Annotated in this window: 12 protein-coding genes and 1 riboswitch; of the genes, 5 read left to right on the top strand and 7 right to left on the bottom strand. The window is 36.8% G+C overall.

Translation table 11 applies throughout. The features are described from left to right. Positions 1-644: 644 nt before the first annotated feature. The 3 genes from D8M05_RS17910 to D8M05_RS17900 all read left to right on the top strand — a co-directional run bounded on the left by D8M05_RS17910 (position 645) and on the right by D8M05_RS17900 (position 3,833). A complete protein-coding gene (locus tag D8M05_RS17910) occupies positions 645-1,220 on the top strand; it encodes a Crp/Fnr family transcriptional regulator (RefSeq protein ID WP_121134283.1) in 576 nt (191 codons plus the stop codon). A 94-nt stretch (positions 1,221-1,314) separates the two neighbouring features. Continuing rightward, the gene (locus D8M05_RS17905) at positions 1,315-2,283 is read left to right on the top strand and encodes an NAD(P)-dependent alcohol dehydrogenase (RefSeq protein WP_121134281.1); all 969 of its coding nucleotides are present in this window, start codon (positions 1,315-1,317) and stop codon (positions 2,281-2,283) included. 374 nt (positions 2,284-2,657) lie between these two features. Continuing rightward, complete coding sequence (locus D8M05_RS17900) at positions 2,658-3,833, top strand: hypothetical protein (protein ID WP_121134279.1); 1,176 nt, start codon at positions 2,658-2,660, stop codon at positions 3,831-3,833. Between the two features lie 75 nt (positions 3,834-3,908). On the opposite strand, the gene D8M05_RS17895 is transcribed toward D8M05_RS17900, so the two are convergent. From D8M05_RS17895 to D8M05_RS17870, 6 genes are all read right to left on the bottom strand, one after another. Beyond that, a complete protein-coding gene (locus D8M05_RS17895) occupies positions 3,909-4,451 on the bottom strand; it encodes a VUT family protein (RefSeq protein WP_121134277.1) in 543 nt (180 codons plus the stop codon). Position 4,452: 1 nt separating this feature from the next. Further along, on the bottom strand, positions 4,453-5,112 hold the full coding sequence (gene queC / locus D8M05_RS17890; protein ID WP_121134275.1) for a 7-cyano-7-deazaguanine synthase QueC: 660 nt from the start codon (positions 5,110-5,112) through the stop codon (positions 4,453-4,455). 95 nt (positions 5,113-5,207) lie between these two features. Beyond that, a complete protein-coding gene (gene queF, locus D8M05_RS17885) occupies positions 5,208-5,708 on the bottom strand; it encodes a preQ(1) synthase (protein ID WP_121134273.1) in 501 nt (166 codons plus the stop codon). Positions 5,709-5,815: 107 nt separating this feature from the next. Continuing rightward, a riboswitch (PreQ1 riboswitch) is annotated at positions 5,816-5,862 on the bottom strand. Positions 5,863-5,988: 126 nt separating this feature from the next. Further along, positions 5,989-6,957 carry a bile acid:sodium symporter family protein gene (locus D8M05_RS17880; RefSeq protein ID WP_121134271.1) on the bottom strand — a complete coding sequence of 323 codons (969 nt, stop codon included), beginning with the start codon at positions 6,955-6,957 and terminating at the stop codon, positions 5,989-5,991. 11 nt (positions 6,958-6,968) lie between these two features. Then, positions 6,969-8,339 carry an FAD-binding oxidoreductase gene (locus tag D8M05_RS17875; protein ID WP_121134269.1) on the bottom strand — a complete coding sequence of 457 codons (1,371 nt, stop codon included), beginning with the start codon at positions 8,337-8,339 and terminating at the stop codon, positions 6,969-6,971. 808 nt (positions 8,340-9,147) lie between these two features. After that, on the bottom strand, positions 9,148-9,996 hold the full coding sequence (locus D8M05_RS17870) for a LysR family transcriptional regulator (RefSeq protein ID WP_121134268.1): 849 nt from the start codon (positions 9,994-9,996) through the stop codon (positions 9,148-9,150). Positions 9,997-10,135: 139 nt separating this feature from the next. On the opposite strand from D8M05_RS17870, the gene D8M05_RS17865 reads away from it, so the two are divergent. After that, entirely contained in the window at positions 10,136-11,104 is a 969-nt protein-coding gene (locus D8M05_RS17865) for a DMT family transporter (RefSeq protein ID WP_121134266.1), read from the top strand. Between the two features lie 111 nt (positions 11,105-11,215). Here the strand turns inward: D8M05_RS17865 and D8M05_RS20680 are convergent, their stop codons facing one another. After that, entirely contained in the window at positions 11,216-13,366 is a 2,151-nt protein-coding gene (locus D8M05_RS20680) for an RNA polymerase sigma-70 factor (RefSeq protein WP_245985521.1), read from the bottom strand. A gap of 292 nt (positions 13,367-13,658) precedes the next feature. Here D8M05_RS20680 and D8M05_RS17850 point away from each other — a divergent pair, with 292 nt between their 5' ends. Further along, positions 13,659-14,504 (top strand): MBL fold metallo-hydrolase, encoded by an 846-nt coding sequence (locus tag D8M05_RS17850; RefSeq protein WP_121134264.1) that lies wholly within the window; start codon positions 13,659-13,661, stop codon positions 14,502-14,504. Positions 14,505-14,509 lie beyond the last annotated feature (5 nt).

Here is a 14,509-nt window from a genome sequence, read left to right as displayed (position 1 = left end):
CTCACTCAATATAATCACTCCTGATGTTTCCCCCTAACATGTCATTAGGGTTATTTTCTATCAAAAGTGGCTCAGTTTTCAATTGCTATGGTGGCTCACTTTTAAGTTACCATATACATATTAATCTAGAATTATGCTGTTGATTAGGAAAAAACAACTTTCCAATACGTGATTTCATGGTTTGTAATCTCAAAACAATTAGAACAACTAATATAGTGGAGGCAGAATACGTAGACTCCTACGGGAAAAGCACGCGTCCGAAGACACATCAGAAGCGTTCTTTGCTTCCGATGGGGCTGAGGCCGTGCCCGTGGAAAGCGAAGTATTCTGCCGGAGCGAAAGGCAGCGCATAACATTAATAAGTATAAGCGAGAGCTAAACAATTTTGAATTAAAGAAATCAACAATCTATACAAAATGTTAATTATAAAGTAAGCAACAAAATATGCGAAATAAAAGCTATAAATTAGTTTATCATCTAAATGCTTCAAATTTGATTCAATTGTATTATCATTCTACAAATTTAACATTCTTTTAATACTAAGTACTTACCAAAACATAACATTAGTCTGAAAATTTACATTCCCCAATGGATAGAAATGGTATTATTGCGGTAAAGAATCAATAACATTAAGGGGGCTAGTCGTGAAAGAAATCCTTATGAAATATATGGCCAAATACACATCACTAAATGAAGAGGAACAACAGGCTATTACGGAAGAAATTATCATTGAGGAATTTGAGAAGGGAACCTATCTGATTAAACAAGGAGGTTCTCCTACTAAGAAATGTTTCTTTGTATTGAAAGGGTGTGTCAGACAATATCATATAGATAATGATGGAAAAGAGGTTACTTCCAATTTCTATACGGAGGAACAAGCAATTTTGTTGTTTAATTTTGAAGAACCAGACCAATCCTCGAATTACTCCTTAACCTGTATGGAAGACTCTGTACTGGTTGTTGCTGACTTAGATTCCGAACAAGAAATGTACAAAGTGTATTCAGAACTTGAATACATGACACGAAGCATGATGGAAAGTTACCTTAGCAATGCACAAACCGAATTGGCAACATTTGTGCGTTCTTCCCCAGAAGAACGCTATAAAACGATTATACAAACCCGAACCGATCTCCTCACACGTGTACCTCAGCATCAATTGGCAAGCTATCTTGGTGTGACACCAGAGTCATTAAGTAGAATTAAAAAAAGAACCAGGTGAAAATTACCCTTATACTTTGAGTCTTACCTTAAGTCAATGCGACATCCGCCTTTTCTAACTATAATAATTGGAAAAGAATAGAAGGAGAATGGCGATGAAAGCGATAGTCTCTGAAAAATATGGAACACCCGATACACTTAAGCTAAGCGAGGTTGCTACACCTGAACCGAAAGAAAATCAAGTACTAGTAAGGGTTCATGCAGCATCGATAAATTATGGAAATCTTGTTTTATTAACAGGAAAACCACTACTAGCCCGTTTGGCATTTGGTCTTACAAAACCAAAATATCCTATTCCTGGTGGGGATATGGCTGGAATTGTGGAGGTAGTTGGTGCAAATGTTACTCAATTTCAGGTAGGAGATGAGGTGTATGGAGATTTATCTAGTAGCAGCTGGGGTGCATTTGCGGAGTATGTCGTTGCAGATGAAGGAGCATTAGCTTTAAAACCTAGTAATCTATCATTTACAGAAGCAGCAGCCGTGCCAATGGCAGCTACTACAGCATTACAAGCAATAAGAGATAAAGGAAGGCCTATGGCAGGGCAGGATGTATTGATTCATGGTGCTTCAGGTGGTGTGGGAACATTTGCAGTTCAAATTGCAAAGGCATTTGGTGCAAAAGTGACTGCGCTGGTAAGTACGAGAAACGTAGATATCGCAAGGTCCCTTGGTGCTGACAATACGATTGATTATAAAAAAGATGACTTCGAGAAGCTTGATGATACCTATGATTTAATTATTGGAGTGAATGGGGCTAGGCCTATTACTTCTTATAAAAGAAAGCTAAAAGAGAATGGAGTTTTCGTTCAAGTTGGTGGTGAATCAAGTCAAATGTTTCAAACAATGATGCAGGTGACTTGGTTATCAATGACAGGAAAAAAGAAATTCGTCATCTTTATGCAGAAAGCTAACCAAAATGATTTAGTTATAATGAAAGAGCTAATTGAAGAAGGAAAAGTAAAGCCAGTTATTGATCGAAGCTACTCCTTAAACGAGGTTCCAGAAGCAATTCAATATTTTGAAAAAGGACATTCACAGGGGAAGGTTGTTATAACAATGTAAATTTGTATGTATATCCTAGCAAGGGCCCTATGGAACCTTAGACGTAAGGACAGGTGAAATGTCCGCAATAATAATAGATAACTAATGGATGCTGAACTTTTCTCAGTGTCCAGTTTTTTACATCTGGTTCGATAAAGTTTGACAAATCTTACGGGGTCAATCCGATCGTTAACTTATAAGGAACCCCATTTCCACTTTTGAGAAAAGACATTTCACCCTGTCAGTATCATACTCAAACATCAATTATTAGATTATTTAGTTTGGAATTTTAGTTGATTGATGTGATAAAATTATATAAAGATTATATTATTTCTCTGTTTTTGTTACTGTATGTATTTAATCTTTCTTCTACATATACTTTTCAGGAGGGGAAAATGGAAAAAGTAAAAAAGAAAAAAGGCTTAGTTAATCGAGTTGGAAAGCTCATTCTGTTCTTGTTATTTATAGTTATTGGATTCTTTGGTGGATACTATGGTATGGATACCATTGAACAGTTAGGTATTGTACCACAGAATTTGGAGCTTACTATTGGTTATATTATGCTGCTTTTAATTATTGTCGTTGTATTGTATGTATTTCAGATTTTTATTCATGAAGGCGGACATTATGTATTTGGTAGATTGACAGGTTATACATTTGTGTCTTTTCGAGTGGGATCCATCATGCTAGTCCGAGAAAATGGGCGGATAAAACGGAAAAGCTATCGTGTCGAGGGTACGTTAGGTCAATGTTTACTCATGCCACCAGATGTAAAGGGGGAAAGCTTTCCATTTGTGCTCTATAACTTGGGCGGTGTTATTGCAAACATAATTAGTAGTTTGTTATCAATCATTCTATTAATTATTCTTCCTGAGCACGAATGGATATCGATTATTTTAGGAATAAATATAGCACTTGGTATTTTTATTGCTTTGGTAAATGGTGTTCCTATGAAACTTGGAGTGCCGAATGATGGAATGGTCATTAATTATTTAAAGAAGGATAAACAAGTACGAAAAGCTTTTTGGCTACAGCTCCATATAAATGGGCTTTTAGCTAAAGGGAAGAGGATACGTGATTTACCAGAGGAATGGTTTGAAATTCCGGAAAATGCCGATTTATCTAATCCGTTAATTAGTGTGATAAAATTTTTTCTGTGTGAGTACTTTATGGATAAGAAGGATTTTGAAAAGGCAAAAGCAGTGTGTCAGTATATTGAAGCAAATATTCCAGATTTACTTGATTTATATAAGAAGGAATTATCTTGTTATCAATTATTCCTTGAAATAATCGGTGACTGCCGGATAGAACGAATAAATGAAATCTATACAAAAGAATTAAAACAATATATCAAAGTTACGAAAAAATACATATCCCGAATTCGTTTGTTATATGCTTATGAATTATTAGTTAATCAGAATAGGGATGCAGCAGATAAGCAGTTAGATGCATTTGAAAAAGCTGCTAAGAAATATCCAGTTCTGACTGAAATAGAAAGCGAGCGAGAAATGTTGGAGCTTATTGATTCTATATACTTTAATCGAAAAGGCCAAACAGATGTAATGAGTTGAAGAATATAATTTGGTGCCTGACCCCTACTACAAAAGTCGCTGTGTAGAGGGAGCTGGCACCGTTATCAAACGAATTTAACCCACTGTAACCCGTCTTGCTCTCAGAACATACACTTGATTTAGAACTAATGCTCCAATCATTTGAATAACTGTTTTCGCAATCACCTGGCCTAAAATCGCTGCTGGAACAGCCTCCCAAGGGATAAATCCTGCTCCTAGTGGACTTAATCCGACAATAACGAATACAACTGAATCTAGTAATCCACCAACAATCCCACTATAAAAGACTCGCCATACGATTGGTAGTTTTAATCTTGTATAAATCTCTGTATCTGCTGTTTCAGAAATGATAAAGGAAATTGCCGAAGCTGTAACAATCATTAGTGAATCCCCAAGTAAGAAGGAGACCACACCAGATAATACTAATGCTGTAAGGATGAATAAATAGGTCTTCCCTCTTCCATATTTGTTTTGCACCAAATCACGAAAGATAAATGTCGCACCTATTAAAAACGTCCCCATTGGAATGATAAACATACCAAGCTCCAGAGGCATGAATGCCGCAGTTATCACGTTTGCCGAGACAATTGAAATTAAATATAAAAATACACGTAGCATATTATTTCTCCCCTTTGTTCAATAAGTATTGCTCTAAACCATGATTCCGAAGCTTGCAAGCTGGACATTCTCCACAGCCATCAGCCTTTATTCCGTTATAACAAGTCAAGGTCTTTTCCCGAATGATATCCAATACACCTAACTCATCAGAAAGCCCCCAGACTCCCTTTTTATCCAAGTACATTAATGGTGTATGGATAACAAACACTTCATCCATTGACAAGTTTAACGTTACATTTAACGATTTAATAAATGTATCTCGGCAATCTGGATAGCCACTAAAGTCGGTTTCACTAACCCCTGTTACTAGATGCTTTGCACCAACTTGCTTTGCCAATACACCAGCAAAGGAGAGAAAAAGTAAATTTCTACCCGGTACAAAAGTATTTGGAAGCTCACCCTCATCGCCTTCATCTACCTCAATAGATTCTCGCGTTAAGGCATTGGGTGCCAGTTGATTTAGTAGCGACATATCTAAAATATGATGTTTGACACCCAGATCTTCTGCAATCTCTTTCGCACATTCAATTTCTAATTTATGTTTTTGGCCATAATCGAAAGTAACCGTTTCGACCTCTTTAAATTTTTGCATCGCCCAGAATAAACAAGTCGTGCTGTCCTGCCCTCCGCTAAACACAACAATGGCTTTATCTTTTTTCATGTGAAAACTCCTTCTCAAAAAGAAAAAACAGCACTAAGAAAGGCTGTTTTTTCTTGAGTTTTATAGAGGGTAGCTAAAACCTCTTTCTATTCATTTTAACGATTATCGATTTTCTCTGGATTAAGGTCATGATTCATTAAGCGATGTGTGGCCATTTCCTCATACTTCGTCCCAGGTTTTCCATAATTACACCAAGGGTCAATCGAAATACCACCACGTGGAGTGAATTTACCCCATACCTCAATATAGCGTGGATCAAGCAATTCAATTAAATCATTCATAATAATATTCACACAATCCTCATGAAAATCCCCATGATTTCTAAAACTAAATAAATATAATTTCAATGATTTACTTTCAACAATCTTTTGATCAGGTATATAAGAAATGTACATTGTTGCAAAATCAGGCTGACCGGTAATTGGACATAAACTAGTAAACTCTGGACAATTGAATTTCACAAAATAATCACGATTGGAATGAATATTATCTACGGATTCCAATACTTCAGGTGTATAGTCCGTCTTGTAATTCGTCTCCTTATTACCAAGTAGTGTTAAATCCTTCAATCCTTCTTCCTGGCTTCTTCCAGACATAAAAAAACCTCCCTGTATATGTTCCCAAACACTTCCAGAGAGGTCATAGCAAACTACGATTCTAACAAAAAAGCCATATCCAATATGGACATGGCTAAAGAGTCAATGTATCCATAGTTTTTTATAGAGGGTATCAGCTATGAACCTCTTCCGTTCGGGTGTTTAATTATTGTTTATTATAGCTAAAGAAGGAGGGGGGTGTCAATAGGCTTTATTTGTTCGGGTGGTATTACAACATATAAATCCATCATAAAAAGGCAGGCGAAATTATTTCCGCCCGCTATTCATTAACAACTTTCTTTTCTACCGTTTTATTAGTAGGTGGCTCCTGTCTGTTTGACCAAAAAGTAGCTAGTATCGGACCTGAAATATTATGCCAGATGGCACCCCATACACTTGGTAGGGCAGCAAGGGCACTGAAATGTGCCGTTGCCAAGGTAACGCCTAAACCAGAATTTTGCATGCCAACTTCTATTGAAATCGCTCGACGGTCATTTTCACTAAGTCCCATCATTTTCGCTACAAAATAACCAACCAATAAACCTAATCCATTGTGCAAGAAAACAGCGATAAATACTAGAAATCCAGCTGTCACAACATTACCTGCATTTGCAGCTGTAACTGCAGATACAATGATTAGAATCGCAACGACTGAAATGAGTGGAACAACAGAAACTCCCTTATCAACAACAACAGGGAAAAATCTTCTTATCATTAATCCAAGAATAATTGGGATTAAGATTACTTGTACGATTGACATAAACATCGCAACCGGATCAACTGGTAACCATTGCCCTGCAAGTAAGTATAGTAGAAAAGGAGTCATGATAGGTGCTAATAGCGTTGATAGAGAAGTCATTGCTACAGATAACGCAACATTCCCTCGTGCTAAATAAACCATTACGTTGGATGCTGTCCCACCAGGAACAGACCCTAACAAAACAAGTCCAGCTGCAAGTTCTGCAGGAAGCCTTAATAAATACGCAAGGCCGAATGCGATAAGTGGCATGATTGTATATTGTGCAATGATACCTACAATTACTGGAAAAGGGTTCGTAAATACCAATTTAAAATCGATTGGCTTTAATGTTAGCCCCATTCCAAACATAACAATACCGAGTAAAATGGTAACATAGCTACCGAAAACGATAAAAGTAGAAGGGAATATAAAGGCGATAACTGCAGCAAGAATAACTAAAATAGCAAAATATTTTCCTGCAAGTGTACTTAATTTTTCTAACGTTTTCATATGCTATTCTCCTATTCTATTTCCACAATTTTATTTGGATTTAAGATGTTATTTGGATCAAGAGCTTTCTTAATTTGCCTCATTACATCAAGTGCAGGGCCGTGTTCAAGCTGTTGGTATTGTTTTTTTCCAACACCCACACCATGTTCACCTGTACATGTGCCACCACGTTCCAATGCATAGAGGACAACTTTTTTATTAAATTCTTTTGCTTTTTGTACTTCCTCAGCATTTTCCATATCAATCATTATCAGTGCATGAAAGTTGCCGTCACCAACATGACCAAGGAGGCCACCTGGAACACCTAACTTATCTAATTCACCCCTAGCAAAGGTCACCGCATTTGCTAATTCGGATATCGGAACGGCAACATCAGTAAGCATCATTTTCTTACCAACATGGTCATGAATATAGGCATAGGCTAAATTATGGCGTGCATCCCATAGGTGATTACGAGCCGCAGTATCTGTTTCAAAAACAAAATCCTCGCATTCATGGTCCTTCATTATTTCTTTCGTAAAATCAATATCTGCTTGTAACCCGGCTTCATTACCATGGAATTCAAGGAAAAGTGTTGGTTGAACAGGATAGTCTGTTTCACTAAATTTATTTATTTGGATAATCGATTCCTCATCAACGAATTCAACTCGTGCAATCGGTATCCCAGCTTGTTTAATCGTAGTAACTGCATCAATAGCTTGTGTGAAACTTGGGAATGTAGCACGTGCAGCAGCAATATGCTCTGGAATACCATATACTTGTAATGTTAATTCTGTAAAGCATCCTAGTGTTCCCTCTGAACCAACGAATAATCCGTTTAAATGATAGCCTGAAGCAGATTTTGCTGCTGAGCTACCAGTATGTATCACTTTTCCATCGGCAAGAACAACTTCCATATCCCGTACTTGATCGCGCATGACCCCATATTTTACTGTCGTTGTTCCACTCGCATTCGTTGCTGCCATACCTCCAAGCGTTGCATTAGCACCAGGATCAACAGAGAAAAATAAACCATAGTTCTTAAGTTCTTTATTTAGCTGTTCTCTTGTAACACCAGGTTGAACCGTTACAAGCATGTCACTTTCCTTAATTTCAATAATTTTATTCATTAAAGAGAAATCAACAGTAATGCCATTTTGATAAGGAATAACATGTCCTTCTAAGCTCGATCCAACTCCAAATGGTGTCACTGGAGTCTTAAACTCCTGTGCTACTTTCATAATATGGCTTACATCCTCTGTTGATTTTGGGAAAACAACGATATCTGGAAGACTTGTTTGTTGATATGTTTCATCCTTGCTATGTAATTCTCTTACTGTTTGATTCGTTGAAACTTGCGCATCTGATAGTCTTCCCTTTAATTTATTTAGTAATAATTCCATTACTCTGCCCCTCTCAGTTTGTAAGTATTGTGCGTATTTTCCAATTTATCAAATTCATGATAATCTTTCCACATCCAAATATTATACCTATTATAATCCCTTTTCAGATTAATTCAATAATTCATAGAAAAAAATATAAATTGTGTGCATATTATATTTTTAGTTCATGCGCTCCTAGGTGTTAGATAGGTGAACCTTTTAACGAGCTATTTAGGAATAGAAGATGGTAAAGAGGTTGTCCCTGTGAACGTTCTCTAGTTCAAAACCGTGCACAAAAGCTGTCGAAAGTAACTTGATGAAGGCTCTCTAGTTCAAAACCGTGCACAAAAGCTGTCGAAAGTAACTTGATGAAGGCTCTCTAGTTCAAAATCGGACATAAAGTTAGCGAAAATAACTTGATAAAGGGCCTCTAGTTCAAAACAGTGCACAAAAGCTGTCGAAAGTAACTTGATAAAGGCTCTCTAGTTCAAAATCAGAGATAAAGTTAGCGAAAGTAACTTGATAAAGGCTCTCTAGTTCAAAATCGGACATACAAGTTAGCGAAAGTAACTTGATAAAGGCTCTCTAGTTCAAAATCGGACATAAAGTTAGCGAAAATAACTTGATAAAGGGTCTCTAGTTCAAAATCAGACATAAAGTTAGCGAAAGTAACTTGATAATTACTCTCAAGATCAAGGTTTTTTCGTGGTTTATATAATAATTCTTCAAACATACATCAAATGCGGATTTATCCAATAGCAACAACCAATACGAAAAGAGCCTTGTTTTTAAAAACAGGCTCCAAGTTTTTCATAAAACGTATTCTCAATTAATTAGACTCAATTGCTTCGATAAATTTTTCGATTGTTGGTGTTAGGTAGGTATCTGCTCTTCTAATAAAAACAGTTTTTACTTTACTATATTGCTCTGGAAGTTCATGAAATTGAATAAGTCCTTCACGCTTCAATTGCATAACCTCGGACTTTGGAACGAATGCAACGCCAAGTCCCATAACCGTACTACGTAAGATGGTTTCTAATGTGCCGAATTCCATTATTTTTTTAGGGGAAAGGTTTTGGTCTGTATACCATTCTGCTAGACGTGCTCGGTAACCACAGCCTTTACTAAAGCATAAAATAGATTCTTCTTTTAAAGCTTCTAAACTAGTAATACGTGTATTAGAAATTAATACGAGCTCCTCTTGAAATACTTCGTGAGAGACAAGGTCGGGGTGATCATCCGATTCTGTAATGAAAGCACCGTCCAACTTATGATTTAAAACCTCCTCGACCAAGTTTTTCGTAACGCCAGTATATAAGGACAAATCGACATCTTTATATTTTTTAATATAGCTGGACAAGATTTTGGGTAAGTGAATGACGGTTTCTATTGTTCCAATTTCTAACTTTCCAGATGGTTCCTTATTTGTTTGAACTGCTTTTTTCATTTCTTCTGTTAATAATAATATTTTTTCACTATAGGTTAATAGTTTCTTTCCCTCTGGTGTTAGCGACATCCCTCTGCGATGTCGGTTAAACAAGGGGGTATTCATTTCATCTTCTAACTTGCGAATTCTTGATGTAATATTTGATTGTACATATTTCATTTCTTTTGCAGCTCCGGTTATCGTCCCTTTCTCTGCAACCACTTGAAAAATCTCTAAGTCTTTGAGTTCCACTATGAATCTTCCTTTCGATATTCCATCTTTATATGGTATCACAAGAAGTGATGGAAAATCATCATTATTATTCATTTTACAAGATACCAAAAAGCGAAGATAATAATAAAAGTTAATCATTCAGGAAGGAAGTGGAAATGTGAAAAATAATGTATTGTGGGGAGCTATTTTATGTTTTATTGCGGCAGCTTCTTGGGGAGCAATGTTTCCTGTAGCACATGCGGCTTTTAAATATATTGATCCATTTTATTTTACCATCATTCGCTATGTATCTGTTACGGTAATTCTAGTTGCAATTCTTTTATGGAAAGAAGGAAAAAAAGCTTTTCATTTTGAAGGTAAAGGACTGAAACTATGGTTCTTTGGTACAATGGCATTTACGGTCTACAATTTACTCATCTTCTGGGGAGAAGATATATTAGGGGAACCAGGCGTTATGGTAGCATCCATTATGGAGTCACTAATGCCGATGATTTCAATTGTGATCGCATGGATGATTTATAAAAAACGTCCACACTTTTTCACATTAATATGTGTGATTGTATCATTTATCGGGGCGATGTTAGTGATTACAAAAGGTGATATTACTGGATTTCTTGGTCAGGCAGAAGATATTATTCCATCACTTCTCATATTCATTGCAGTTATAGGATGGGTTGTTTACACAATGGGTGGGTCTGAATTTAGTGGCTGGTCTGCACTGAGGTATTCAACATTAAGCTGTTTACTTGGAACAATCACAGCAGTTGTTATTGTGGCTTGTATAACGCTCACTGGATATATATCCGTTCCGTCATTAGAAGTCGTTACAGCGACCATTCCACATTCATTATTTATGATTGTATTCCCTGGTGTGATTGCGTTAGTTGGTTGGAACGTTGGTGTGAGTATATTATCACCGTTAAATGCACTGTTGTTTATAAACTTTGTTCCAGTTACAACGCTCACTATTTCAATTTTCGGGGGGAATCAAGTGACGCCGTACGATTATGTCGGAACAGTCTTTATTATCGTCTCTCTTTTATCGAACAATATTTTCGTAAGGATGATACAAAAGAGAGAATCAAGACAGCATATTCAAGCTAATTTACGTGAACAGGTTTCTTAATTATTCATGCGTCCTCTTCCTACAAATTGGATTTTGTAGGGAGAGGATGTTTTAATACTCGGATTTCTTCTCCAACATTCTTTTTTAATTCTATTATAATCGATATCATTTTTAATGGATTGGTAATTTCTCAGGATTCATCGTAATGTAAATTTCATTGATCCTTTCATTGTAAATGTAAAAGCTAAAAATACTGTGAAGTGTCTCATTCATGAAAATTACGATTGCTGGCTGATAATTGACGCTTTTAACTTCGAAATAAAAATCTTTTGGTACCTTTTTAATAATACCGTATAGCAAGGCTAAAACATTAGACGGAGACACGATGGGACGAGTAGCAGCATTGACTATTCCTCCACCATCGGAATATAGCGTAACATTTTCAGATATTAGTTCTAATAAGACACTCGTATTTTGTGTTTGAAATGCTTGGATAAAACGGTCGATAATTGATTTGTTTATCTTATAGTTTAAACTCTCCCCCTCTATACGAGAGACCTTTTGCTTTGCCCGGCTAAAAATTTTCCTTGCGTTTTCTTCTCTCTTTTCAATGATATTAGCAATCTCTACATATGAGAAGGCAAATACCTCTCTTAGTAGTAGTACTGCTCGCTCATCTGGTGTCAAATGTTCCATAATTCGTAAATAAGCAATACTCAATCCTTCTTTTTGTATAATCATTTCAGATGGATCAAAGGCATGTAATTTGTCCAATATTAAAGGTTCAGGATTCCATGGTCCCACATAATATTCTCGTCTGGACCTTGCAGACTTTAACATGTCAAGACAGCGGTTCGTCAGCATTTTGCAGAGGTAGGCTTTCTTATTCTTTATGTTCTCCTCGTTTAATTGGTAAGCGCCTAGAAAAGTCTCTTGGACAATATCTTCTGCTTCCACGACCGAACCTAACATCCGATAAGCTAAAGAAAACAATAACGGTTTAAATAATTGGTACTCTTCTTTCGAGATTTGCATTTTTTTTCTCCTTTCGTGTAAAATAATTTCTTTGGCTGCTTGCTTGGCGCTACTTGCTGCTCCATCTGCCAACATATAGTTGTCGGAAGCCCAGTCTCCTGCTATATATAATCCAGGAATATCTGCTTTATACTGATGCAATATGCATTCATCTCCTATTTGCGGTAAGCGCTGGTTTACCGTCATGTTAGGGATAAAGCGACTTGTAATCACATATTGCTTCCAGGCAGGCTGCATCTTGTCTAAGAATTGTTCAAGCTCGATTCTAATCTTTGTCTTATCTAAATGGTCATCAGGGTGTAGATATTTAAAAACATGAAGAACTGTGCTATTTGTATCGTCAGAGAGCCGGGCATAATGTGAATGTACGGAATAATAAAGTGGATCCGTTATGCCCAGGGTGAACAATCGCTTTGGATTAGGAAGCTGTGACAAAGCAACGTCTAATGTTGCACCTCTAACAGGAGTTATTTGTGCAAGTCTGTCATGTTGATTCATATTAGTCTTGCTAACTAGCATTTCATTAAGCTCGTGAGGACTAGTTGTACTAATCACATATTTTCCAAGAATTTCTTTATCATTTGATAGTCTTATTTTAAGATGGCCCTGTGGGGTTTGTGCTATATGTTTGACAAGAGTATGTGTTTGAACCTGAACACCGGAGAGGGTTGCTTTATTATAAAGTTGATCAATGATCGTTTGCCAGCCGTCATCAAGGTATAGTGTTCCTCCTATCGATTGTTTCAAATTTGAAACGATCACTTTTGCGTTCGCTTTATCAGATGCATGACAATAGGTTGCAAGCCTGCTAAGGATATAGAGTAATGACTCAACCTTTTTTGAATGGGCAACTTGCTTAACCCATTGTTGGAAAGTCTGATTCTTTAACTTTTCTGGATTTATACGCATTACTTTCATCAAAACGCCGACCCATTCCATACGTTCCTTCCAATTTAGATAACTTGTTGTAAAAACTTCATAAGGAGAAAATGGCGCAGCATATTCCATGTTATCCTCCATTAATCTACCACCACTTAATTTAGGGGATTTTCCATTAAGGTGTATACCTAATTCTTCGAGAATGGACTTGGCTTTTCCTCTTTTATAAAGAGCATGTGGACCAAGATTAAAGTACTGTTGATTTATTTTTTTCGTTCGAGCCCTCCCGCCGATATGTTTCCCTTTTTCTAGTATTAAGATAGATAAATTCGTTTTACTTAAATAATTAGCTGCAATTAAACCTGCCAATCCACTACCAACAATGACGACATCCCATTTTTGGGTCATACGATTACCTCCCAATATTATTTCTATACTCAAGACGAGATAGGAGGAATAGATGTGACAGATTAAAAAACATTAAACATCCAAGTAGATAAAAAACTTACATCTAGAGGATTCTGATGACTTAATTTTAGTTTATCGCAAAGGAAGAAGAATAATCATTGCTTTCTGTTTTTCTGCAAATGGCATGATAGGGGGCGTAAGATTTTTTAAAAACCAACCTGAGCGTTCATTGGAATATAAGGTGAGATTAAAGGAAGAATATCAATGTAAGTACAATAAAAGGAGGGTTAATATGCAAAAGGATATTTCCCACGGAGATGATTATAAATATATTCCTACAACTTCAGTAAATAGTGGGATCGGAATGGCTGTTTTACCAGATATGTTTTGTCATACCATCCAAATTGCTAATGTTTGCTTTGTTGGCCATCCAGAAACAGAGGATTTTGTTTTAGTTGATGCGGGAATGCCGAAATCTGCAAATAAAATTATTTCTGTTACGGAAGAAAGATTTGGCGAAAGCAGTCGTCCCAAAGCAATTATTTTAACCCATGGTCACTTCGACCATATTGGGGCTGCTGTTGAATTAGTGAAACATTGGGGGGTGCCTGTCTATGCCCACTCCATGGAGTTGCCTTTCTTAACTGGTCAAAAAAGCTATCCAGAACCCGATTCATCTGTGGAGGGTGGGATGGTAGCGAAAATGTCACCAATGTTTCCGAATGAACCAGTAAACCTAGGAGATAATGTACAAGCTCTCCCAACAGATGGAAGTGTTCCACATATGCCAGGTTTTAGGTGGATTCATACACCTGGGCATTCACCTGGTCACGTATCCTTCTTTAGGGATGAAGATCGTGCTTTATTAGTTGGAGATGCGTTTGTTACAGTTAGACAAGATTCGCTTTACAAAGTTTTAACGCAGGAAGAGGAAATCAATGGACCACCAAGATACCTTACAACAGATTGGAATGCAGCTCGGGATTCAGTCGAAAAATTGCATGCATTAAAACCAAGTGTTGCTGTAACTGGACATGGTGTACCAGTATCTGGTGAAGAGCTATCTAGTGGCTTAGAAAACTTGGTCAATCGGTTTGATGAGATTGCCATTCCTGACTATGGGAAGTATATAAATTAATGTAG

Origin of the sequence: Oceanobacillus bengalensis, from assembly GCF_003628445.1 — a bacterium.
In the GTDB taxonomy this organism is placed as follows: Bacteria; Bacillota; Bacilli; order Bacillales; family Amphibacillaceae; genus Oceanobacillus; species Oceanobacillus bengalensis.
Note: the sequence above shows the minus strand (reverse complement) of the source record. Positions and strands in the feature narration are given on the sequence as shown.